At 53.4% G+C, this 21,191-nt stretch carries 14 protein-coding genes; 3 read left to right on the plus strand and 11 right to left on the minus strand.

Annotation, left to right across the window (positions count from 1 at the left end; translation table 11 throughout):
- Positions 1-80: 80 nt before the first annotated feature.
- Positions 81-1,424, minus strand: coding sequence for a sigma-54-dependent transcriptional regulator (locus FHS90_RS04730; RefSeq protein ID WP_182512119.1), 1,344 nt, complete (start codon positions 1,422-1,424; stop codon positions 81-83).
- A gap of 100 nt (positions 1,425-1,524) precedes the next feature.
- Positions 1,525-1,842: a hypothetical protein gene (locus FHS90_RS04735; protein WP_066838844.1), complete on the minus strand. Its 318-nt coding sequence runs from the start codon at positions 1,840-1,842 to the stop codon at positions 1,525-1,527.
- Positions 1,843-2,415: 573 nt separating this feature from the next.
- Between FHS90_RS04735 and FHS90_RS04740 the strand changes: the two genes are divergently transcribed.
- The 3 genes from FHS90_RS04740 (at position 2,416) to FHS90_RS04750 (ending at position 5,140) form a co-directional block, all read left to right on the plus strand.
- A complete protein-coding gene (locus tag FHS90_RS04740; RefSeq protein WP_066838842.1) occupies positions 2,416-3,228 on the plus strand; it encodes an enoyl-CoA hydratase/isomerase family protein in 813 nt (270 codons plus the stop codon).
- 521 nt (positions 3,229-3,749) lie between these two features.
- Entirely contained in the window at positions 3,750-4,202 is a 453-nt protein-coding gene (locus FHS90_RS04745) for a sterol desaturase family protein (RefSeq protein ID WP_343049586.1), read from the plus strand.
- A 29-nt stretch (positions 4,203-4,231) separates the two neighbouring features.
- Complete coding sequence (locus tag FHS90_RS04750; RefSeq protein WP_066838835.1) at positions 4,232-5,140, plus strand: MerR family transcriptional regulator; 909 nt, start codon at positions 4,232-4,234, stop codon at positions 5,138-5,140.
- Between the two features lie 82 nt (positions 5,141-5,222).
- Here FHS90_RS04750 and FHS90_RS04755 read toward each other — a convergent pair whose 3' ends face one another.
- The 9 genes from FHS90_RS04755 to FHS90_RS04795 all read right to left on the minus strand — a co-directional run bounded on the left by FHS90_RS04755 (position 5,223) and on the right by FHS90_RS04795 (position 20,795).
- Positions 5,223-6,677 carry a glutamate synthase subunit beta gene (locus FHS90_RS04755; protein ID WP_066838834.1) on the minus strand — a complete coding sequence of 485 codons (1,455 nt, stop codon included), beginning with the start codon at positions 6,675-6,677 and terminating at the stop codon, positions 5,223-5,225.
- Positions 6,677-11,182, minus strand: a complete 4,506-nt coding sequence (gene gltB / locus FHS90_RS04760; RefSeq protein ID WP_377047796.1) for a glutamate synthase large subunit — start codon at positions 11,180-11,182, stop codon at positions 6,677-6,679. The genes FHS90_RS04755 and gltB overlap by 1 nt, the downstream gene beginning before the upstream one ends.
- 514 nt (positions 11,183-11,696) lie before the next feature.
- Positions 11,697-12,176 carry a hypothetical protein gene (locus tag FHS90_RS04765; RefSeq protein WP_153042813.1) on the minus strand — a complete coding sequence of 160 codons (480 nt, stop codon included), beginning with the start codon at positions 12,174-12,176 and terminating at the stop codon, positions 11,697-11,699.
- A gap of 270 nt (positions 12,177-12,446) precedes the next feature.
- Complete coding sequence (locus tag FHS90_RS04770; protein WP_182512123.1) at positions 12,447-15,617, minus strand: efflux RND transporter permease subunit; 3,171 nt, start codon at positions 15,615-15,617, stop codon at positions 12,447-12,449.
- 36 nt (positions 15,618-15,653) lie between these two features.
- Complete coding sequence (locus tag FHS90_RS04775; RefSeq protein WP_182512125.1) at positions 15,654-16,799, minus strand: efflux RND transporter periplasmic adaptor subunit; 1,146 nt, start codon at positions 16,797-16,799, stop codon at positions 15,654-15,656.
- A gap of 34 nt (positions 16,800-16,833) precedes the next feature.
- A complete protein-coding gene (locus FHS90_RS04780) occupies positions 16,834-18,171 on the minus strand; it encodes a TolC family protein (RefSeq protein ID WP_182512127.1) in 1,338 nt (445 codons plus the stop codon).
- 32 nt (positions 18,172-18,203) lie between these two features.
- On the minus strand, positions 18,204-18,776 hold the full coding sequence (locus FHS90_RS04785) for a TetR/AcrR family transcriptional regulator (RefSeq protein WP_066837545.1): 573 nt from the start codon (positions 18,774-18,776) through the stop codon (positions 18,204-18,206).
- 255 nt (positions 18,777-19,031) lie between these two features.
- On the minus strand, positions 19,032-19,613 hold the full coding sequence (locus tag FHS90_RS04790) for an HPP family protein (protein ID WP_066837563.1): 582 nt from the start codon (positions 19,611-19,613) through the stop codon (positions 19,032-19,034).
- Between the two features lie 198 nt (positions 19,614-19,811).
- Positions 19,812-20,795, minus strand: a complete 984-nt coding sequence (locus tag FHS90_RS04795; RefSeq protein WP_182512129.1) for a YpdA family putative bacillithiol disulfide reductase — start codon at positions 20,793-20,795, stop codon at positions 19,812-19,814.
- Positions 20,796-21,191: the final 396 nt, after the last annotated feature.

Consider the following 21,191-nt stretch of genomic DNA (forward strand, 5'->3'; position numbering starts at 1 on the left):
TCTGGGCGTGCACCTTACATTGGCTACAGGAGGTGAGGGGCGTTTTTGACCTGTTTTTCTGAAAACAGGCCAAAAACGCACTACCCCAGCAGGTGGTACTTTTCCAGCTTATGGTAAAGGGTTTTGCGGTCAATGTTCAGGAGGCGGGCGGCTTTTGACTTGTTATAGCGTACCTCCTGCAGGGTTTTCAGAATCAGTTCCCGCTCATTGGCCTCCTGTAAGGCTTTCAGGTCCGGGCCTTCTGGCTTGGGAGCAGACTGGGGGTAGAGCAGGTGCATCTCATCTGGCAAAGCCTGTTTGTGAATGACCTCATCTGGTGAGAGCAGCACTGCCCGCCTGACCACGTTTTTAAGCTCCCTTAGGTTTCCCAGCCAAGGGTATTGGCTGAAAATAGCCGTCACGCCCTCAGACAGGGTTTGTACGTTTCGGTCCAGCTCCCGGTTTGCCTGCTCAATAAAGTAGTTCACAAACAAAAACAGGTCCTCGCCGCGGTGGCGGAGGGCCGGTACTTTCAAGCTGAACTCATTAAGCCGGTGAAAAAGGTCCTCCCTGAAATCGCCGTTTCTGACGCTGGTCTGCAAGTCATCATTGGTGGCGGCAATCACGCGTACATTCACCGGCACAGACACGGTAGAGCCCAGGGGCTGCACCACCCGCTCCTGCAGCGCCCGCAGAAGCTTCATCTGGATCTCATAGCTCAGGTTGCCTATCTCGTCCAGGAAAAGCGTGCCGCCTTGCGCGGCCTCAAAGAGGCCCTGCTTGTCTTGCAGCGCCCCGGTAAACGCGCCCTTCACGTGCCCGAAAAGCTCACTGTTGGCAATGTCACCTGAGATGGCGCCGCAGTCAATGGCCACAAAAGGCGCGTCTGCCCTCTTGCTGTACTGGTGGGTGGTTCTGGCCACGTACTCTTTCCCGGTGCCGCTTTCCCCCTGTATCAGCACTGACATATCTGTGGGGGCCACCAGTTGTATCATCTCTTGCAGGCGTTGGGCGGCCTCACTGGTGCCTGTGATGAAAGAAGGGGCTGGCGTGACAGGAGAAGGGGAGGAAGGGGCCGTTGACGTTTTAGCCTGCAGCGCCTCCTGGAGCACCATCAACAGCTCATCTGGGTTCACCGGTTTGGTGATGTAGTCAAAGGCACCCAGCCGCATAGCCCGCACGGCAGTGCCCACATCCTGAAAACTGGTCATCATGATCACCGGCAGGGAGGGGGCGGTGGCTTTGCATTCTTTCAGGAGGTCAAGGCCAATGCCGTCTGGCAGCCGGTAATCAACCAGCAGCAGGTCATAGGGCTGTTCTTGCAGGGCTTTGAGTCCATCCTTGAGCCGGTGCGTAACCTTTACCTGAAAGTTCTGTTTCTTCAGGAACCCTTCCAGAATGAGGGAGAACGTAAGATCATCTTCTACCAGTAGAATGTGCGCCATGCCTGCTTCTTGTCCTAAAACAGCAAAAATAAAGAAAGCCGGACATTTACCGGCTTTCTTTATTTCATAGTTTTATCTGTCTAACGTAAGCAAGGGCAGGTTATTTTACCTGGTTTCCTTCCTTGTCAAGTTTAATGGCTCCTTTCTCCTGGCCTTTTTGCATCTCAATGGCATAATACTCTTTGCCTTCGCCTTCTTTCACCAGGAAAGCGGTGGTAGGGGTCCACTCTTTGAGGGATGCGTCTGAGGAAAGCACCGTTTTAACCGCCTCAGGCAGCTCTTCTACTTTTACCGGGGTCTTGTTGTCCTGGGCTGCAGTAGTAGTTTGCGCGGCTGCAGCGGTTTGGGCGGTCTGGGCATTGGCAGATACAGTGGCAAAAACAAAAAGTCCGAAGGCTGATAAGATAACTTTTTTCATAATCGTGGTTAAGTAAGGTTTGATGAATGATCTTGCCTCCTTTGTTGCCATTGCCGTGCCAAAACAGCAAGGTGTGATGTAAGATATTGTTTATGAGGTGGTTATGAAGGGGGTTGAGGTGAGCTTCTGTTTTTGAATCTGTGGATAAATTCCCCAATTTGGGGAGGAAAATTGAGGAATGTGGGGCAGTTTTCCAGGCACGGAGGGTCCAATAAGATTGAGGTTTCCTGTGGCAATGACCATTTATGTATAGTTTTGTCTCGCTTGAAGATAGCCAGCAGGGCAGAGAAGTATAAGTACAACCTGAGCTTGCTTTTCCCGGCACTTAGAACCAGAGGGAATATGGCGTACCTGCCGGTTTACTGGCTCCAGATGAAACCGTTGCCCTACCCGTTTTGGGTCTGTTTTTGAAAAAACAGGCCCAAAACAGAAATTTGGTGCCGTCTCCCAGGTAAAGCAGAACCTGCGTGTGTGCCATACCTGCTGTGACTTTTAATTTCCCTGGCGGTTGGTATGAACCAAATGCGGGGATCTTTTTCTATCTTTCAATGCTACCCAGACGTACAAAGAACTATGACAGCCACAACCACCACCACTGCCCAAATGCTCCCGCTCCGGTACATCACCTATGAATGCACAGACCGGATTGCCTATATCTCCCTGAACCGACCTGAGAAACGGAACGCCTTGAATGACGAGGTGGTCACCGAGCTGAAGAAGGCGTTTGACCATGCAGAGAATGATGAGGAATGCAAGGTTATCATTCTGAAGGCGGTGGGGCCGGTCTTTTGTGCGGGCGCAGATCTGGAGTACCTGCAGCAACTGCAGAAGAATACCTTTCAGGAGAACCTGGAAGACTCTACGCACCTCATGCAGCTGTTTTACCAGATTTACACGCTCAAGAAAGTAGTCATTGCGCAGGTGCACGGGCATGCCATTGCCGGCGGTTGCGGCCTGGCCACCGTCTGTGATTTCACCTATACCGTGCCCGGGGCCAAATTTGGCTACACAGAGGTGAAGATTGGGTTTCTGCCCGCCATTGTCAAGGTTTTTCTGCTCCGGAAAATAGGCGAGGCCCGCGCGAAGGAACTGCTCCTGACCGGCGACCTCATTTCTGCGGAGCGGGCACGGGAGTTTGGGTTGGTGAATGCGGTGGTGCCAGAAGAGGAACTGGCGCAGACGGTGAAAGACCTGGCCCACAAGCTGTGCGTGCAGAACTCGGGGCAGTCTATGGAAGTCACCAAGGAAATGATAGCCCGCGTGCAGGAGTTGCCGCTGAAAGACGCCCTCAGTTACGCCGCTGAACGCAACGCCTTTGCCCGGGCCACAGATGACTGCCAGCGGGGCATTCAGTCGTTCCTGGACAAGCAGCCGTTAACGTGGTGAAACTGGAATATTGCTCCCCCTGAAGCAGGTATAACCCCCGCTGCCTTTATGCTGTGATAGAAACCGGCAGGAACTTAAAGTTCCTGCTACCGGTGTAGCCACCCGCACGTGTTTAGGCGCAGCTGCCGTGTACTTGCCCGGTGCCGCAGTAGACCGTGGCCCGGGCAAAGGCGTTGCGTTTTCGGCCTGTTTTTCCGAAAACAGGCCGAAAACAGAAATGCGCCCTGCCGAGCATGCGTGAGGGATAGCAGCGGAAAGCCCGCAGCGTGAGCGAGGACTTGCAGCGCATAGCCCGACCCGCAGGGGCACGCCCCACCTGCAAGAGGAAGTAAGAATTGGGAAGTAAGGATAGAAAGACGACCTGTTGCTCAGTTGCCGTTTTGGAGCTGTTTTGCAGAAAACAGGCCGGAAACAGAAACTGTGAGGCGTACGTTAATCTCTTCTGGGGAGTTTTTGCCTGTAGGCCGATGAAAAATAGGCAAACCGTTTAAACATTACCGTAACCTGTTGGTTGAATGAGTATGCTGACGAACACGGCGATTGTATTAGGGACTTTTGTAACCATGGAACTGGTGGCGTGGGCGGTGCACAAATATGTGTTGCACGGCTTCTTGTGGAGCATTCACGAGTCGCACCACAAACCGCACAACCATGTGTTTGAACTCAATGACCTGTCTTTCTGCTTTTATGGGGTGATTGCGGCGCTCTGCTTTATCTACGGTTCAGAGACGTTTGATTACCGGTTCTGGATTGGGGTGGGCATCTCGATGTACGGGGCGGCGTATTTTCTGGTGCATGACCTGCTGATTCACCGCAGGGTCAAGATTTTCAGAAAGGCCTCCAACACGTACCTGCGCGCCCTGGACATAGCGCACAAGGTGCACCATAAAACAAAGGGGAAAGATGGCTCAGAATCCTTCGGGATGCTGTGGGTTCACCCCAAGTTCTTTCACATTGCCCGCCGGAAGCGTTAACTTTACATTCTCTTTCTAACCATTCTCCTGTGGCGCACTACTCCATCAAAGAGTTGGAACATCTTTCGGGCATCAAAGCCCACACATTACGCATCTGGGAACAGCGCTACCAACTGTTGCAGCCTAAACGCACGGCCACCAACATACGCTACTATGATGACGCTGACCTGAAGAACCTGCTCAACGTGGCGCTGCTGTACCAGGAAGGCTATAAAATCTCTAAAATTGCGCAGCTGCCGCCCACGCAGGTAGCCGAGGAGGTATTGAAGCTCACGGAGAACGAGCTGGGGCAGGAGCAGTTCATCAACCAGCTCATTGTGGCCATGGTGGAGTTGAACGAGGTGCTGTTTGAGCGCGTGCTGAGCCGGGCCATTCTGCAGTTGGGGTTTCAACAGTCAGTGCGGCTGGTGGTGTACCCGTTCCTGAGTAAGATTGGCCTGCTCTGGCAGACCGCTAACATTACGCCCGCCCATGAGCATTTTATGAGCCAGTTGATCAGGCAGAAGATGCTGGTGGCCATAGATGCCTTGCCGGTTCAGCAGGACAAGTCGGCGCCCAGAATTGTGCTGTACCTGCCGGAGGGGGAACTGCATGAGGTGGCGCTCCTCTTTGGGCATTACCTGTTCAGGTCTGCGGGTTTCTCTACGCTGTACCTGGGGCAGCACCTGCCGTTCTGTGACCTGCTGGGGGCGGTGAAGCAGTTTAAGCCCGACTACGTGTTTTCAGTCTTCACCACGCCTGTGTTTAAAGTGCCCATTTCAGAATACCTGGAGGAGCTGGTGGAGAAAACAACCTTGCGCCAGGTTCTGGTCTGCGGGGCCATGCTGCAATATTTCCCGGCAGACGCGCTCCCAGAGAAGGTGACCTGTTTCAAGTCTATTGATGAGATGGAACAGTGGCTGCAGTGCCATACTGCCGAGGAGGCGGCTAAAAAGTAAGCCCCGCCTCACCTTATGGTAAGAACGGGGCTCAAGCAACTAAGGAGAGTCTTGTAGTGCCAGTCTCTGGGCACTAGTTTTTCTAAAACAGCTGGTACTTTGACAGTTCTTTAGACGGAAGTTCAGAATCCCCCATCAGATAGACATCAATGGCACGGGCGGCTTCGCGGCCATCAGAGATAGCCCAAACCACCAGTGACTGACCGCGGCAGGCGTCACCCGCCGAGAAGATACCGGGCACATTGGTTTGCCAGTCATTCAGCTTAAAGTTACCGCGGCGGTCCAGGTCAAACCTGAAATTGGCGGTAAACGCATCATGCTCCGGGCGCTCGTAGCCAATGGCGATCAAGGCCAGATCACACGGCAGTATTTTCTCGCTGTTAGGTTTCTCAGTGTACTCAGACTGGTTTTTCCACTCCAGTTCCACCACGCGCAGCCCTTTTACGTTCCCGTTTTCATCCGCTATAAATTCTTTGTTCAGCCAGCCCCAGCTACGCTCGCAGCCTTCCTCATGCGAGGAGGAGGAAGAGAGGGTAGTAGCTACCTCAGGCCACGGATTGGTAGGGTGCCGCTCTGTGCTGGGCATGTACCGGTACTGCAGCTGTGTAATAGATTTGGCGAACTGACGGTTGGCGGTACCCACGCAGTCAGAACCGGTGTCACCGCCGCCAATCACCAGTACGTGCTTGCCAAAGGCGTTAATGTCTGTTTCTGGGGCAATGGGCGTGCCGTCTACCCGGCGGTTGTGCAGACCCAAATAATCCATGGCGAAATGGATGCCTTTCAAATGGTTACCCGGAATGGCAATGGCGCGCGGTTTAGAAGAGCCAATACACAGCAGCACCGCGTCATACTTGCGGTACAGTTTCTTTAAGGTAGTATCTTCGCCAATACGGCGGTTCAGCTTGAACTTGATGCCTTCCTCTTCCAGAATAGCCAAACGGCGGTCAATGGTCCATTTCTCCAGCTTGAAATCAGGAATGCCGTAGCGCAGCAAGCCCCCCGCTTTCTCGTCTTTCTCATAGACGGTTACCTTATGGCCGGCTCTGTTTAATTGGGCTGCGGCGGCCAGTCCGGCGGGGCCGGAACCCACTACGGCTACTTTCTTACCTGTCCGGTAGGCTGGTGGCTGCGGTTTCACCAAGCCCAATTCAAACGACTTCTCTGCAATAGACTTTTCTATGTGTTCAATGGCCACGGCCGGTTTGTTGATAGACAGTACGCAGCTGCTTTCGCAGGGCGCGGGGCAGACCCGGCCGGTAAACTCCGGGAAGTTGTTGGTGCTGTACAGTACGCGTACCGCCCGTTCCCAATCCCCCTCTGTCACCGCATCATTAAAATCCGGAATCAGGTTACCCAGCGGGCAGCCGTTGTGGCAGAACGGAATGCCGCAGTCCATGCAGCGGCTAGCCTGTTGTTTGGTCTTGTCTTCCGGAAACGGAAGGTAAATCTCGTTTGAGTCGTTGATGCGTGCTTTCGGGTCGCGGGTGCCAGGCACCTCACGGTTATATTTTAAGAATCCATCTGGCTTTCCCATTATACCAAGGCTTTTTCGGTTTCAGCTTCTTTTACTTGCAGGGCCTTCTTGAGGTCATGCGGCATTACTTTCACAAAGTGGTGGCGGTGGGTTTCCCAGTTATCCAGGAACTCTCTGGCCAGCACACTGCCGGTGTAGGACACATGCTCCTGCAGTTTCTGCACAATCCAGAGCAGATCATCAGTGTCTGGTTCTTCCAGTGCCACCATGTCCAGGTTGCATTGCTCCACGTGGCTAGGTTCAGGCGCGTAGAGGTAGGCTTGTCCGCCGCTCATACCGGCCGCAAAGTTCTTCCCAATCTCACCCAGCACCAGCACCTTGCCGCCGGTCATGTATTCACAGCCATGGTCGCCAATGCCTTCCACCACCGCCTCAGCGCCGGAGTTGCGCACGCAGAAGCGCTCTCCCGCCATGCCGTTAATGTAGACTTTGCCTGAGGTGGCGCCATACAAGGCCACGTTGCCGGTGATGATGTGCTCGTGCGCCAGGTACTCACTTTCTTTGAACGGCTGCAGGATCAGTTTTCCGCCAGAAAGTCCTTTGCCTAAGTAGTCATTGGCTTCGCCGAATAATCTGAACGTGACACCCGGAGCCAGGAACGCCCCAAAGCTCTGCCCGGCAGAACCATAGAACGTGGTTTTGAAAGAATCTTCAGGCAAGCCATGTTTCCCGAAGTTTCTGGAGATCTCATACGACAGCATGGTGCCCACCGAGCGGTCCACGTTGATGATGCGGTACTCTGTCTCAGTGTTGCCCTTCTTGAGGTCCCTGATCAATTTCTTGTCCAGTACCTTGGCAATCTCGTGGTCCTGCTCAATCTGCTTGTAGGTACCCACATTTCTGGGGATGTACTCCTGGTGCAGAATAGGCGACAGGTCCAGATTTTTGAGTTTCCAGTGGTTCAGATCGGTTCTGATTTTCAGCACCTGTGACTGACCCACCATCTCATTAATGGTTCTGAAGCCCAGAGAGGCCATGATCTGGCGCAGCTCCATGGCCAGGAAGGTAAACAGGTTCACCACGTGGTCTGGGTCTCCGGTAAAGAGGTTGCGCAGCTCGGGGTTTTGGGTGGCAATGCCTACGGGGCAGGTATTCAGATGGCATTTGCGCATCATAATACAGCCTTCCACAATCAGGGCCGCCGTGGCTACGCCGTATTCCTCGGCGCCTAAAAGCGTGGCAACCGCCAGATCATAGCCGGTGAGAATCTTACCATCGGTTTGCAAGACCACGCGGCTACGGAGGTTGTTTTTAAGCAAGGTCTGGTGCGCCTCCGCCAAGCCAATCTCCCAGGGCAACCCGGTGTGCCGGATGGAGCTCAACGGACTGGCGCCCGTTCCGCCGTCTGCACCTGAGATCATGATGGCATCTGCCTTGGCTTTGGCTACGCCCGAGGCGATGGTTCCCACCCCAGCCTCCGCCACCAGCTTCACGTTGATGCGCGCCTTTGGGTTGGCATTCTTCAGATCAAAGATCAGCTGCTTGAGGTCTTCAATGGAGTAGATGTCATGGTGCGGCGGCGGCGAAATCAAGCCTACGCCGGGTGTAGAGCAGCGCACACGGGCAATCCAGTGGTCTACCTTGTGGCCGGGCAACTGTCCGCCCTCACCAGGTTTCGCCCCTTGGGCGATTTTGATCTGTATTTCATCGGCATTGGCCAAATAATGGCTGGTGACGCCAAATCGGCCGGAGGCCACCTGTTTCACCCGTGAAATCTCAGAGTCACCGTTGGCTTTTCTGATGTAACGGGCCTCGTCTTCGCCGCCCTCGCCGCTGTTGCTCTTGCCTCCAATGCGGTTCATGGCAATGGCCAGCGTGCTGTGTGCCTCATACGAGATGGACCCGAACGACATGGCACCCGTAGCAAACCGCTTCAAGATGGCCGAAACCGGTTCCACCTCCTCCAGCGGCACTGACTGCCGTTTACGGAACTCAAACAGGTTACGCAGAGTGATGGTGGTCTGCTGCTGGTGCTCCCGTATGGACTTGGAATACTCCTTATATAAGAGGTAATCATTGAGACGGGTAGACTTCTGCAGGAGGTGAATCACCTTGGGCGTAAGCAAATGCTCTTCGCCGTCACGGCGCCACTGGTAATAACCGCCAGATTCCAGCAGGTTCTCCAGGTCTGGGTACGCGCTTTGGTGTTTGGTCAGAGCCTCACGCTCCAGGTCCTCAAAGTTCAAGCCTTCTAAGCGGTTGGTGGTGCCTTTGAAGCATTTCTCAATCACCTCCTGACCTAACCCCAGAATCTCAAAAATCTGAGAGCTTTGGTAAGACTGCAGCGTACTGATTCCCATTTTAGAAAGGATTTTCAGCAAGCCGTTGTCTACCGCGTAGATAAAGTTCTGGAAGTAGTGGGTGTACGGCTGCGTGTTGTCCAGCTTCTGCTGGTCATGCAGGCTCTTGATGGTGTCATACACCAAAAACGGATACACCGCGCTGGCCCCGTAGCCAATGATGGTGGCAAAGTGGTGGGTTTCCCAGGCGTCACCGGCCTCTACCACCAGACCCGCCTTGGTTCTGATGCGCTTCTCAATGAGGTGGTGGTGTACGGCACCCACGGCCAATAGTGAAGGGATAGCCGCGCGCTGCTCCTGCACATTGCGGTTGGAGATGATCAGGATTTTCTTGCCCGCCCGTACGGCGGCCTCAGCCTCAGCACAGATGCGGTCAATATCCCGCTGCAGGTTGCCGGTTTCTCTTGTAGAAAAGGTGGCGTCTATGGTCTGGTGCTCAAAGCCTTCCTCTTTCAGGAACACCAGCTTTTGGAACTCTACCGGGTCCAGCACGGGCTGGGAGATATGGATCTGGTGGGTGTGCGCCTCGCTTTCATCTAAGATGTTCAGAGACTCGCCCACGCGGGTGAACAGAGACATGACCAACCGCTCCCGTATAGAGTCAATAGGCGGGTTGCTCACCTGCGCGAAGAACTGCTTGAAATAGCTGGAAACGTGCTGGCTCTGCTGCGAGAGAACCGCCAGCGGTGTGTCTGATCCCATACTGCCTACCGGTTCATACCCGGTGGCGGCCATGGGCTCCACAATCATTTTGAGGTCTTCCCGGGTGTAGCCATAGGCTTTCTGGCGCTGGCGCAGTTCTTCTGGGGAACAGGGCTCCAACAACACCTTGGGCTCTGGCCGAAGACGCAGTTTGACCCGGTTCTTCTGAATCCAGTCAAAGTAGGGTTTGTCATTACAGACTTTGGCTTTGATTTCCTCGTCCTCATAGATACGCCCTTCAGAAATGTCTGCCAACAGCATCTTGCCCGGTTGCAGACGGCCGCGTTTGACTACATCTTTGGGGTCAACACTCAGCGCACCCGCCTCTGAGGCCATAATCAGGCGGCCTTGCTTGGTGAGGCAGTAGCGCACTGGGCGCAGGCCGTTACGGTCAAGGGTGGCGCCAATCTGGGTGCCGTCTGTGAAGAAAAGAGCGGCGGGGCCATCCCAGGGCTCCATCAACGACGCATGAAATTTATAGAACGCCTTTTTATAGGTGTCCATGTGGGAATTGTTCTGCCAGGCCTCTGGCACCAGCATCATCATCACATGCGGCAACGGCCTTCCAGACAAGGTCAGCAGTTCTACCAAGGCGTCTAGATTGGCCGAGTCAGAGTCTTCGGGGTTGGTGATAGGGATGAGCCACTGCATCTCCTCCTGGGTGAAGAGGGGGGAAGACATAAGCGCTTCCTTTGACTTCATCTTGTTCACGTTCCCGCGTATGGTGTTGATCTCGCCGTTGTGGGCAATAAACCGGAACGGCTGGGCCAGTCGCCAGTTAGGGAAGGTGTTGGTAGAGAAGCGTGAGTGCACCACCGCTATCGCCGATTTAAACTCCGGGTGGCGCAGGTCGTGGTAATATTTCTCTAACTGATCAGTCTTGAGCTGGCCTTTATAGATAATGGTGCGGCTGGAGAAAGAGGCAATGTAAAACAGGCCGTTTTCACCGCGCACGTTTTTCTTGGTTTCATTGCTGATGAGGTTGCGCAGCACAAACAATTTGCGCTCCAGGTCTTCGCCTTTGATGGTAGGGTCTACCGGCTGCACAAACACCTGCTCAATATACGGCTCCACGGCTTTGGCCCCGTGGCCGGGCACCTGGCCGTTTACCGGCACCAGACGATACCCCAGCAAACTCAGGCCAAGCTTGCGGAGGCAGTTGTTCAGGATCTTCCTTGATTTCTCGCGTACCTCATACACCGCCGGAAAGAAAACCATGCCCACACCGTAGCTGCCCTCAGCCGGAAGGGTAATGGCAAACTCCGCCAGTTCCTTTCTGAAAAACTCATGCGGTAACTGCACCAGAATTCCGGCGCCGTCTCCCGTCTCAGGGTCGCTGCCGGTGGCACCGCGGTGCTCCATGTTTTTGAGCATGGTGAGCGCATCTTTCACGGTGGCGTGAGACTTCTGCCCATCCAGGTTTACCACACATCCAACCCCGCATGCGTCGTGCTCTAATTCGGGCGTATACAGCCCTTTTTTCAACTCATCAGCCTGATTCATTTACTCTTTCTTGTCTTGTTTGTAGTCGGGTGAAAGAGTAATTTGAAAATAAATTCCTAAAGAAACAAGTTTAAATTTTTAATAATGATACCAAAACGCTTGTTAGGTTGATAATATATTATAGTCAGAAGGGTTGTGCTGTTACATTAATAAAATATTGATCTTTTTGAATGCTTAAATTTTGAATTTGTGAAAAAGCAGGGCGAAAAAATCTTAGCTCCCCAGAGGCCATTTTTTAACGGTCTGGAGAAAAAGGAGCCTTTTTTCAGCAGAACCAGCCAAAAATTCAACATTTAGGTTTTAAAAAGCTGACTTTCTGTGCACTAAGTCAGATAAATTGCTTCTACGGGATTCCTGTATCATATTCTGCTGAAGGGCAGAGACAGCAATTGTTACAGAACAGTTTGGGTATAAAAGCGAAGCCACTTAAATAAAATCCCCTGTTTTGGGGCTGTTTTATGAAAAACAGCCCCAAAACAGGGGAAGGTAAAAAAAGGCTGTATTTAAGCAACGGCTACTGTGGCCTCTGGTCTTGCAAGCGCTCCAGCAGGTACAGGATCACCAGTGCCAACAGGTTTACCGAGACAAAGGAAAGGCCTGTGCCCGCATTAAAACTGAAGCTGAAGGAAGACAGTGAAAACCGGAACTTGAAAAGCCAGCTTTCCAGAAAGTCAATGCCCACCCCAATCTTTACCCCCGCCACATAATTGTACGCCACCCCCGCTATCCCGAAGCTGAAGATCTGCAGTATCTGATTGGCCAGGGACAGGTTAAACGCCAGCCGGGTTCCTTTTAGGAGCAGAAAGCCACAGACAATAGAGAAGAAATAGAGGATTGCCGCCACCGCTATTCCCACCCAGGTAGAAGAAGAAGGATTCTGCAGCTGCGGTAGCAACTTCAGGAACAGGCCCAGTCCAATAAAACCCCCAATGAGTTGGTAAAGGGCAATGCCGGTGAGCAGCGGGCGCTTTTTTAAGGTTGGTGTAGCATTCATAAGGTTCATTGATAAGGAAAGTCAACGCAGTGTGGGGCAGGCTGCCAATGAAGTTGCTGATCACAGAAGCAGGGCTCTCTCGGTTTCTGTTTTCGGCCTGTTTTTACAAAAGTAGCTCAAAAACACAGGCGGGCTGATAAACGGGTTGGTAAGAAAAAGCCCTGGCTCCCAGAGCCAAGGCTTTAGTAAAACACGCACTACTATACATAGAGCGGGTGGTTCCTGTTTTGGGGCTGTTTTCTGAAAAACAGCCCCAAAACAGGAATGGGGTTAATTATGGTCAAAGTCAATGCCTTTGTGACGCTCCCGCAGTTCGGCCAGGCCTTTCTTGCCGTAGGCCAGGCGCGTAATCACCACGTAAAGCACCGGCACAATGAAGATAGCCAGAAACGTAGCCGCTAACATACCGCCAATCACTACCCAACCAATGGTCTGCCGTGACACGGCGCCCGCCCCGGAGGCCAGCACCAGCGGCACCACGCCCAGGATAAAGGCCAACGAGGTCATGATAATGGGCCGGAGGCGGAGTTTTACGGCTTCAATGGTGGCTTCTATCAGTTCCATGCCGCGGTCTACACGTTCCTTGGCAAACTCCACAATCAGGATGGCATTCTTGGCCGCCAGACCAATCAGGGTGATCATACCAATCTGGGCATACACGTTGTTGTCCAGTTTAGGCAGGAAAGTCAACGCCAGAATGGCCCCAAACATACCCAACGGAATGGCAAACAGGATGGAGAACGGCACTGACCAGCTTTCATACAGGGCGGCCAGCAACAGTAACACCAGCACAATGGAAAGGGCGAAGATGTAGATGGTGCTGTTTCCGGCGGCTAGCTCCTCGCGGCTGAGGCCGGAGAAGTCATACCCGTAGCCTGCTGGCAACACCTGCTGGGCCACTTCCTCTAACGCCTGCAGGGCCTGCCCGCTACTGTAGCCCGGCGCGGCGCTGCCTGAAATCTCAACCGACCTAAACAGGTTGTAGTGCGAAATCACCGCCGGGTTCTCTACCACCTTACTAGACACCACCGCACTCAGCGGCACTGATTCTCCGGTGCGGTTCAAAACGTAGTATTGGCCCAGGTCTTTGATGTCCATGCGGTACGCGGTGTCTGCCTGCGCTACCACGCGGTAGTTACGGCCGTAACGGGTGAAGTCATTGATGTACCGGCTTCCCATGTACGAGGACATGGTGGCAAAGACATCAGTGAGGTTCAGACCCAGCTTTTTCACCTTCTCGCGGTCCACCTCAACGTGGTAACCGGGGGTGCGGGTGTTGAAGAAGCTGTAGGCCATGGCAATTTCAGGCCGTTGGTTGGCCGCGCCCAGGAACTGGCCCATCACGCGCTCCATCTCCTTGATGTCACCCGCGGTGCGCTGCTCCAGCATGAAACTGAAACCTCCTGACTGGCCCAGACCCGGAATAGCCGGCGGCGCCACCACAATAATGTTCGCTTCCTTGATCGCTGAGAAACGCTGGTTAAGCTCACCAATCACACCCTGCAGGCGCATAGATTCCTCCTGGCGCTGGTCCCACGGGTGCATCTGAATGAAGAACGTACCGCTGTTAGACTTGAACGAGAAGTTAATGGCGTTCAGACCCGAGATGGAAGTAGCGTTTTTAATGGCTTTCACTTCGCCAATGATGCCTGCCATCTGCTCCAGAATCGCTTGCGTTCTGTTAGCCGAGGAGCCTTCTGGCAACTCTACCGAGATAAAGAGACGTCCCTCATCTTCGGTAGGGATGAAGCCGGTTGGCTTCTTGGCGAACAAGCCCACCGTACCCACATACAAGCACACCAGCAGAATCAACGCCAGCGGGGCCGCCTTGATGCTCTTGCGCACCCCCACCGAATAAGACTCAGTGGTACGGGCGAACCAGTTGTTGAACTTGTAGAAGAACTTGTTCAAGCCCCGTGATTCACGGTTCACGTTCATAGGGCGCAGCATGAGCGAGCAAAGTGCCGGGGTCAAAGTCAAGGCCACAAAGGCCGAAATCAGGACCGAGATGGCAATAGTGATAGCGAACTGCTGGTACAGACGGCCCACAATTCCCGGAATAAAACCTACCGGAATGAACACCGCCGCCAGAATCAAGGCAATGGCAATTACCGGTGCCGTAATGTCTTTCATGGCCCGGCGCGTAGCCTCCCTTGGCGAAAGCCGCTCATGGTCAATATAGTGCTGCACGGCCTCTACCACCACAATGGCGTCATCTACCACAATACCAATGGCCAACACAAACCCAAACAAGGTAAGGGTGTTAATGGTAAAGCCCAGCGGAATGAAGAAGATGAACGTACCAATGATAGATACCGGAATAGCCAGGATAGGCACCAGCGTGGCACGCCAGCTCTGCAGGAACAGGAACACCACAATAATTACCAGCACCAGCGCCTCTAACAAGGTATGTACCACCTCATTGATAGACACCTCTACCACCGTTACTGACTCAAACGATACAATGTAGTCCACATCTGCCGGGAAAGTTTTCTTCATCTCCGCCAGGGTGGCGTAGATTCCTTCTGCGGTTTCAACGGCGTTAGAGCCCGGGGCCTGGTAAATCAGCATCATGGCGGCCGGGTTCCCGTTAATGGTAGATTGGCGGCCGTAGTCAAACTGCCCAAACTCCACGCGGGCCACGTCTCTCAGGTACACCAAAGAGCCGTCTTCCGGATTGGTACGGATGATGATGTTCTCAAACTCCTCCTGGGTAGCCAAACGTCCGCTTACCGTGATGGGGTACTGGAACGCCTGGGTGCTGTACTGCGGGCGGGCACCTACTGTACCGGCGGCCACCTGCATGTTCTGCTCCTGAATGGAGGCCACCACCTGGTTTGGGCTCAGGTTGTACTGGGCCATTTTGTCTGGCTGCAGCCACAGACGCATACTGAAATCCTGCCCAATGGCGGTCACGTCACCCACGCCTTTTACGCGCAGCAAGGCGTCTTTCACGTAGATGTTGGTGTAGTTGTCCAGGTACTGGATGTCATGGCTTTTCTTGGGCGAATAAATACCCACCACCATCAGGATACTCGGGTTCCGCTTACGCACGGTCACCCCTAAACGGCGCACCTCTTCAGGCAGGCTGGGTTCAGCCACGCTGGCGCGGTTCTGCACGTCCAGGGTGGCAATGTTAATGTCAGTACCCACCTCAAAAGTCACGGTCATGTTCATTTGGCCGGTACTGGTGTTGGTAGAGGTGAGGTAGGCCATGCCCGGCGTACCGTTGATCTGGGTCTCAATGGGGGTAGCCACCGTCTGCTCTACCGTCTGGGCATCTGCCCCCGTATAGTTCGCTGATACAGATACCGTAGGCGGCGAAATGTCTGGGTACTGCGTGACGGGCAAGTTCATCATGGCCAGCGTTCCCACCAACACTATCACTATGGAAATGACAATGGAGGTGACGGGCCGTCTTATAAATACATCAGATATCATGTCTCTTCTGAAAAAGCTACTGTAAACGATTGTTGATTATCTGGCCCCGGCCGGAGCCCCAGCACCAGGTGCCGCAGGGGCTCCCACTTGGATCTTGGCCCCCTGGCGGAGTTTCTGAATGCCTTCCACCACAATGGTCTGTCCGGCTTCTAAGCCTTCACGGGCCACAATCTTGTCCTGGAAGCGGGTACCCAGCTGAATGTTCTGCTGGACCACAGAATCTCCCTGCACCCGGTACACAAAGTATTCGCCTAACTGCTCAGTCACCGCTTTGAAAGGAAGGGTGATTTGCTGGCCTATATCCTGGTTCAGCACGTTGACGGTTACCGTCATGCCGGCTACCAGCTGCCGGTTGGGGTTAGGGAAACTCACCCGCACGGTGATGGTACCGGTTTGCAGACCCACCGCCCGGTCAATGGCGCTTAATTTACCGGTATGAGCATATTGGCTACCGTCTGCCAGGGTGAGCGTGAACAGCGAATCTGGCTGCTTGCCCTGCTGCAACCGGTTAAAGCGAGGCAATTCCTGCTCATTGATCACAAAATCAACCCCCGTGGGGCCTTCAGACGAAATGGTGTTCAGCAAGGTCTGGCCCGGGCTCACCTGTGACCCCACCCTAACCTGAGAAATGCCAATGGTGCCGGAGAAAGGCGCTGTAATAATGGAGTAGCCTAAATCTGTAGCGGCGCTGGCTACCTGGGCGCGGGCAACAGCTACCTGAGAGCGGGCGGTTTCAACATCAGCGCGGGCGTAATCTACCCGCTGGCGGGCAATGGCGTCTTGCTTGGCCAGGTTCTCATAGCGCTCCAGGTCTTTTTGTACCCGGTTCAGGTTGGCCTGGGCGCTGCGTACGTTGGCCTGTGCCTGGTTGTACGCCGCCTGGTATTTGGTACGGTCAATTTCATACAGCTTCTGACCCTTGGTCACGCGCTGACCGTCTTTTACAAATATCTGGCTGATGTAGCCGCTCACCTGCGGACGCAACTCCACTTCATTCAAGGGAACCACGGTGCCGGGATAGCTGTCAGTGCCTACTACGTGCTCCTGGGTAACGATATAGGTGTTTACGGGTACCGGACCGCCCATCATAGGGCCTTGGGGGGCAGCGTCCTTTTTGCCGCAGGAAACCAGCAACGCCGCACACAAAGCAGCCGCCGCTAATGGGGAATAAGTTCTTTTCATTATAGGGAAGTGATTTTCAGTTCTATTCTGTTCATTAATCTACGGCAATGGTACCCAGGGCCCGTTGCACATCCAGCTTGCTGGAAAGCACACTGTACAGTGCGTTGTAATAATTAAGCTGCGCCGTTCTGAGGTCCGTTTCTGCTACAATCAAGTCCAGGTAAGTTTTGATGCCTTCATTGTACTGGAGCTTGATCACGTTGTAGACCTCTTCAGCCAGCTGCAGGTTGCTCTGGAGCGTGATCCAGTCATTGTAGTCACTCTTGTAGTTCGCCAGAGACGTTTGATACTCAGTGTTAATGCGGCGCTGCAGGTTTTGTATGTCTAGGTCCAGCCGTGTCTCCCGCAGTTCAGAGATGCGCATGTTCTGCAGCCGTTGCCCCCCCTGAAAGATAGGGATGGCTACCTGCAGCCCCACCTGTGAGGTAGGGTATGCCTTGCTGTACAGATCAGAGAAGTTGTCACTGAAGAACAGCGGGTTGTAGTTGCCGTAGAGGGAGGCGTTTGGCAGAAACCCCCAGCGGTAGTAGCGGGTGTTCAGCACCTGAATCTGGCGCTGGGTCTGCAGCTGCTGAAATTCCACCCGGTTGGCAAATGACACTTGCTGGGTGGTGTCTACCTGAATGTTCTGCTGCATCTGGTTGTAGTCATACGCCAGCTGAAGGTCAGACCCTACCGGTACACCCATCAACTCCTGCAACACCGCGGTGCGGGCTTTAATGTTCTCCTGGGCGCGCTTGCGGTCGGCACGGGTGCTGGCCAGGGTGATGCTGGCCCGCTGGTAATCGGTTTTATCTACCAGACCTTGCTCATACTGGGCGCGGGCATCCCTGAACTGCTTTTCCAGCCTGATGATGTTCTCATCCAGAATGCGGAGCTGCTCCTGCGTTAGCAGTACATTGAAGAACGCCTTGCTGACATCCACCACGGTGTTAATCTTAGTGGCTTTGGTGTTCTGGTCCAGGGCGGTTCTGGTAAAATTGGCGGCACGTGACGCCAGGAGCAAGTCATTGCTGTACAGGGTCTGGTTGGCCTGGAGCAGCACGTTAGAGGTGTAGTTGGTGCCAATGGGGCGGGCCACTCCCTCAAAAACCATTTGCTGCCGCTGAATATTGTGCGCCGCAGCAAACTGGGCGGTGATCTGCGGGAGCCAGCCAGACAGCTGCGCTTTTATCTGCCGCTCGCCAATCTCCTCGTCTAGCTGAGATTGCCGTACCTGGGCCTGGTTTTTTAGAGCATACTCTACGCACTGCTGGAGGGTGAGGGTGCCATTAACCGGCGGACTTTGGGTGCTTGTGTCTTGTGCCATTGCGCCTAGCGGGACCAGCAGGTACCCTAGCAGCGCAGACACCAGAAGCGTTACTCTCTTCATGTGGGAATGTATTACAGGTAGTTAAGGGGGAATTAATTAAGTTTGATGCCGTCCCAGACCATTTGAGCCAGTTGCTGCAGCTCTTCTTCGCCCAGGGAGACTTGGCCGGCCAACTGGATTTTTGCAGCGGTGAGGGCGGTGCTGTGCATCATGATGCACATGAGGCGCTGATTCATAGGCTTGAGATATTTTTGTTCAATGCCGCGTTCAATAAACTGGAGTACTTCTTTCTGGAAACGCTCATTCTGTTCCCGGGAGCAACGGTTGTTATACGGTGAATTCACAAATTGCTCCATAAAGCAAAGGGCGTCAGGGTTTTCTATGTAAAATTGACAGCGGCTCATCCAGTTGCTGAAAAAGAGCGTTTTATAGTCCATGTCTTCCCGGCTGTTCTCGCGCATGGCGTCTAACACCCGGTACTGGGTATAGAGGTACAGCTCCATAATGAGCGTATCTTTGCTGTCAAAGTAATGGTAGATGGTACCAGCCGCCACTCCCGCTTTTTTAGCTACCTGGCTCATGGGGGTTCCATGAAAGCCGTTCTCTTTCACAAGTTTGAGCGTACTCTCCAGAATAGCCTTTTTCTTCTCTGCAATCTTCTCCAACTTCTTCTCCGTTATTGTCTATTGAACGTTCATTCGGTCGCGCAAAGAAACGGTGTAACCGGTGGAGAAAACAATTTAATTTTTCAGGAAATAGACAGGAAGCGTTTTTTTTGTTAGTTAAGTGCTTGAAAAAAAGAATTTTACAGAGAATGTGAGATCTGGTTTCTTTGGAGAAACCTTCTAATATCCCACAGAAACTTGTGATCCTTAGTTTTTTGCAGGGAAGTGGGGTTTACCCGGTAGTGAAGAAGGGGGTTAGCGGTATTTTCTTTTCCAGAACTGGTACCAGTTTCTGTTGGCGGGATACCTGCGGTGGGCGGTGGCATTATTCACCACCAGCGCCACCAAAAGTAAGATCAGCACCCCGGAGAGCACCGGCGAGAGGATAAAGAAATAGCCCAGGGCGTGTACTTTGGCAGAGCCAATGTTGGCAATCAAGGCCGTAGCGCCACCCGGCGGGTGCATGGTTTTGGTAATCTGCATGACCACAATTGACAAAGACACGGCGAGTGCCGAAGAAAGCCAGGCCACCTCCGGGAGCAGGTGGTAAACAGACACGCCCACCAAAGCACTCAAAACGTGGCCGCCAATCAAATTGCGGGGCTGGGCCAGAGGGCTGTTGATCAACCCGAACAGGAGTACCGCGGTCGCCCCAAAGGAGCCAATCAGAAACAGGTTGTCGCTGGAAGGCAGAAACTGGCTGTTCAGCAGGCCAATCAACCCAATGCCTGCAAAGGAGCCCAGGAAAGTCCAGAAATGTTCCCTGTGGTCAATGAGGGTTTCTTTGTAAAAGATGACGCGGGCAATTCTATACTGTTTCCTGAGTCTTTTTCTCATGGCGTAATAAGCGGGCAAGAGCAAAAGGATTAAACTATAAAACCGTACTGCATGAGGTGGTACGGCCACAAAGAAAAGAAAATTGTGGCCCTGGTGTTATTTTGACTTCCCATTCAGGCAGTACTGGGGCGCTTCTCCGGGTTATGAAAATTCTGTTTTCGGGCTACTTTTTGAAAAACAGGCCGAAAACAGGAAAAATTAAAGAGCAGGGCGCTGGGCCAGAATGTGGGAGATGATTTTTGCGGCGTGGTCGCGGGAGTTTTCAATGAACCACAGGTGTGTGTCCATGCCGCCGCAGACTACGCCCGCCAGGTACAACCCGGGCTGGTTCGTTTCCATGGTCTCAGGATTGTGTTGCGGGTACAGCTTGTCATCTGGAGACAGTTCTACGCCAAACCGCCGGAGTAAATCAAAATTAGGTTTGTAGCCGGTGAGCGCCATCACAAAATCATTGGCCAGGGTCACAGGGCCGTCTGGGGTGTTTATTTCCACCTCGCCCGGCCTAATGGCCGTGAGGGTGGAATTGAAGTACGCTTTGATGCTTCCCTCCTGTATGCGGTTTTCAATGTCTGGTTTCACCCAGTATTTTACCCGCCTCCCAATCTGCGGCCCCCGCACCACCATGGTGACGTCGGCGCCTTTGCGGTAGGTTTCCAGGGCGGCGTCTACGCTGGAGTTGCTGGCGCCCACCACCACCACTTTCTGCAGCGCGTAGTAATGCGGGTCTTTGTAGTAGTGGGTCACGTGGGGCAGGTCTTCGCCGGGGATGTTCATGAGCGCGGGTAAATCATAAAAACCGGTGGAGACAATGACCTTGCGGGCGCGGTAGGTGCCTTTGGCTGTTTCCACCAGAAACCTGTCTGCCTCTTGCTGTACGCTCATCACCTCCTCAAAGAGCCGCACGTTCAGGGTGAACTTGCCCGTGACGCGGCGGTAGTACTCCAGCGCCTCGTTGCGGCGGGGCTTGGGGTTGTCTGAGATGAAGGGCACGCCGCCAATCTCCAGTCTCTCTGAGGTAGAGAAAAAAGTCATGGTCACCGGATAATTGTACAGCGAGTTCACCAGGGCACCTTTATCAAGGATCACGTAAGAGAGCCCTGCTTTCTGCGCCTCAATGCCGCACGAAAGCCCTATGGGCCCCGCGCCAATCACCACTATATCATATTCAGATGTGTTCCGCATGCGGCAAAGGTAAACAATGCGTGAATGAGTGAATGCTGGAAGAATAAAGAAGGTTGTACGGTACTTGCTGTTTTTGGCTTACTTTCTGGAAAACAAACCGAAAACAGGAGCAGGGATTGAACTGTGTTCTTGAGTCAATCTCTGCATGCTGTTTTTCCGTTAAGAGGACATGATTGAAAAGACGTTTTCGTGCTAATTTCCGGAAAACAGGCCATAAACGCATTTTCAAAGCATCGGCGTAGCCGGATAAATAAAAACATTTTAATCTGATTGTTCTTCTGAAAGCAACCTGCGGACGAACTCAGTTTTTTTGGAGTATGGGTGTTACCGTTCGCTGCCAGGGTTCTTTTAGAATGACAGAAAAGAGAAGATATGCCAAAGTTGTTTGCCCTGTTT

It is taken from the genome of Rufibacter ruber (assembly GCF_014138425.1).
GTDB classification, from domain to species: Bacteria; Bacteroidota; Bacteroidia; order Cytophagales; family Hymenobacteraceae; genus Nibribacter; species Nibribacter ruber_C.

What these genes read in the sequence shown, in the direction of transcription:
- FHS90_RS04740 (WP_066838842.1), top strand. Translation starts at nt 2,416, where the DNA reads ATGACAGCCACAACCACCACCACTGCCCAAATGCTCCCGCTCCGGTAC.
- FHS90_RS04735 (WP_066838844.1), bottom strand. Translation starts at nt 1,842, where the DNA reads ATGAAAAAAGTTATCTTATCAGCCTTCGGACTTTTTGTTTTTGCCACT.
- FHS90_RS04770 (WP_182512123.1), bottom strand. Translation starts at nt 15,617, where the DNA reads ATGATATCTGATGTATTTATAAGACGGCCCGTCACCTCCATTGTCATT.
- FHS90_RS04780 (WP_182512127.1), bottom strand. Translation starts at nt 18,171, where the DNA reads ATGAAGAGAGTAACGCTTCTGGTGTCTGCGCTGCTAGGGTACCTGCTG.
- FHS90_RS04730 (WP_182512119.1), bottom strand. Translation starts at nt 1,424, where the DNA reads ATGGCGCACATTCTACTGGTAGAAGATGATCTTACGTTCTCCCTCATT.
- FHS90_RS04755 (WP_066838834.1), bottom strand. Translation starts at nt 6,677, where the DNA reads ATGGGAAAGCCAGATGGATTCTTAAAATATAACCGTGAGGTGCCTGGC.
- FHS90_RS04775 (WP_182512125.1), bottom strand. Translation starts at nt 16,799, where the DNA reads ATGAAAAGAACTTATTCCCCATTAGCGGCGGCTGCTTTGTGTGCGGCG.
- gltB (WP_377047796.1), bottom strand. Translation starts at nt 11,182, where the DNA reads ATGAATCAGGCTGATGAGTTGAAAAAAGGGCTGTATACGCCCGAATTA.
- FHS90_RS04745 (WP_343049586.1), top strand. Translation starts at nt 3,750, where the DNA reads ATGCTGACGAACACGGCGATTGTATTAGGGACTTTTGTAACCATGGAA.
- FHS90_RS04795 (WP_182512129.1), bottom strand. Translation starts at nt 20,795, where the DNA reads ATGCGGAACACATCTGAATATGATATAGTGGTGATTGGCGCGGGGCCC.
- FHS90_RS04765 (WP_153042813.1), bottom strand. Translation starts at nt 12,176, where the DNA reads ATGAATGCTACACCAACCTTAAAAAAGCGCCCGCTGCTCACCGGCATT.
- FHS90_RS04790 (WP_066837563.1), bottom strand. Translation starts at nt 19,613, where the DNA reads ATGAGAAAAAGACTCAGGAAACAGTATAGAATTGCCCGCGTCATCTTT.